Source organism: Vibrio mimicus CAIM 602 (assembly GCF_000338875.1).
Classification (GTDB): Bacteria; Pseudomonadota; Gammaproteobacteria; order Enterobacterales; family Vibrionaceae; genus Vibrio; species Vibrio mimicus.
On record NZ_AOMO01000003.1, the window covers coordinates 1 to 1942 of the forward strand.

At 43.5% G+C, this 1942-nt stretch carries 3 protein-coding genes and 1 pseudogene; all 4 read right to left on the minus strand.

Annotation, left to right across the window (positions count from 1 at the left end):
- Positions 1 to 67: 67 nt before the first annotated feature.
- Complete coding sequence (locus D908_RS22985) at positions 68 to 181, minus strand: Tfp pilus assembly protein (RefSeq protein WP_302848778.1); 114 nt, start codon at positions 179 to 181, stop codon at positions 68 to 70.
- Positions 171 to 233: pseudogene (locus tag D908_RS22990) on the minus strand (DUF645 family protein); the annotation flags it as partial. The pseudogene D908_RS22990 and the gene D908_RS22985, both read right to left, overlap by 11 nt.
- Before the next feature lie 356 nt (positions 234 to 589).
- Positions 590 to 1105, minus strand: a complete 516-nt coding sequence (locus D908_RS18070; protein WP_005522107.1) for a lipocalin family protein — start codon at positions 1103 to 1105, stop codon at positions 590 to 592.
- Positions 1106 to 1241: 136 nt separating this feature from the next.
- Positions 1242 to 1706: a GNAT family N-acetyltransferase gene (locus D908_RS18065; RefSeq protein WP_005522109.1), complete on the minus strand. Its 465-nt coding sequence runs from the start codon at positions 1704 to 1706 to the stop codon at positions 1242 to 1244.
- Positions 1707 to 1942 lie beyond the last annotated feature (236 nt).

Genomic DNA, 1942 nt, shown 5'->3' on the forward strand with positions numbered 1-1942 from the left:
TTGGGACTGGAAACGCCGCGCGTTGACAGTCCCTCTTGAGGCGTTTGTTAGCTTCGTAGCCTATTGTTTAACAATGATTTTTTAAACACATTTGCTTGAAAGCCATTTTACGCAGAGGCATCACACAAACACACGTCCAACGCCAAAAGTTGTGAAGTTGGCTGCCAAAACTTAAAACGATCTAGGCTAAGTTGGCCACGGTTAAGAGTCCGCGACAAAGAAAGCAAGATCACAGCGATGATGCAGCCTTTTGTGAAACCAAACTTGCCGTGTGGAACATCCAACAACCTTGAAACATCGAGGCTTGTGGGTTTTCAGCGGCTTTGATCCTGCTGAACTTTCAACACTTTCTACCAAATCGGCATCAGAAAAACTCGAAAGCCAAGTTGTGAAATTTGAATGCGAAAAGCTGAGTTTTCAAAGCAATTAAACCCAGATTTGATAATTTTCGCTTTAAGAAGCTAACGCCGCCTAAGGGGCTGGCAACGCATTACCACTAAACTCAAACACAACAACTGCAACCACCGCGGCTCAATGGGACTGGAAACGCCGCGCGTTGACAGTCCCTCTTGAGGCGTTTGTTAGGTATTTATTGCTGCTGAACGTAAATGAGCCGATTTGTATCAAAACCACGCTCTTTCGACATTTCTATGAACTTGTCCAGAATGCCTCGTTCTACAGTAGGCGTTCTTGAAAGTAACCACAGATATTCTGTATTCGGCCCTGATACAAAAGCATAACTGTAGTTTTCACGGTCTAACTCAAACACCACATAGGAACCATAGAATGGGCCAAAAAATGAAACCTTCAGATAGCCGTCTGTTGAGCCATTCACAAAGTAAGCTTTGCCTTCCGCTTCCTTCCACTCACCTTTCTCTTCAGAATAACCACGATTAAGAACCGAAATTCCACCATCATTTCGAGCACTGTATTCCGCAGTAACCTGACTTAAACCTCTTTCAAAGGAGTGATCGAGTCGAGCAACCTCGTACCATTTGCCTAAATAGTTGTTCAGTTCAAAATCCGACACCGGTTTTACTGATTCGGGCATGCCCAAGCAGCCATTCAATAAAACTGCGCAAAGAATCAAAAAGATAGCTCTCATGATGCCTCCAAATACCTAACGCCCGCCTAAGGGGCTGACAACGCATTACCACTAAACTCAAATACAACAACTGTAACCACCGCGGCTCATTGGGACTAGAAACGCAGCGCGTTGACAGTCCCTCTTGAGGCGCTTGTTAGCTGTATTTTTCCATTACAAAGTTTCTTAGTTTTTGACCACGGACTTCCATTTCTTGGGCTTGAACTACTTTAAAACCGAAGTGTTCGTAAAATGGACGAGCAGTGATACTGACTTCAGAAAAATAACGTTTTATACCGCGCGAATTGCCAACCTTAAAAACATGATTCATTAGAGCTTTACCTACACCTTTGCCTTGATACTCATGGTGACAAAAGAAATGGTCTATAAGCCCACTAGCTTGCAAATCTGTGTAGCCAACAATGACACCGTCTATTTCAGCAACAAATGGAGATAACCCTTTCATCCGTTTTTCCCAGACTGACGGATCTAGACGTTCTGGAGCCCAAGCTTCGACTTGAGCTTGAGAATAGTCACGAATATTAATATTCCGAATTGTATGAAAGTGAATATCCCATAGTGCTTTGGCATCTTCTACGCTGTAATTTCTAATTGTAATCATCGTGCTTACTCCATAACACAGCTAACGCCCGCCTAAGGGGCTGGCAACGCATTAACACTAAACTCAAACACAACAACTGCAACCACCGCGGCTCATTGGGACTGGAAATGCCACGCGTTGACAGTCCCTCTTGAGGCGTTTGTTAGTTTCGTAGCCCATTGTTTAACAATGATTTTTAAACACATTTTCTTGAAAGTCATTTTTACGCAAAAGCATCAAGCAAAACACACGTCCAA

Coding starts and splice junctions, on each gene's coding strand:
- D908_RS18070 (WP_005522107.1), bottom strand. CDS start 1,105: ATGAGAGCTATCTTTTTGATTCTTTGCGCAGTTTTATTGAATGGCTGC.
- D908_RS18065 (WP_005522109.1), bottom strand. CDS start 1,706: ATGATTACAATTAGAAATTACAGCGTAGAAGATGCCAAAGCACTATGG.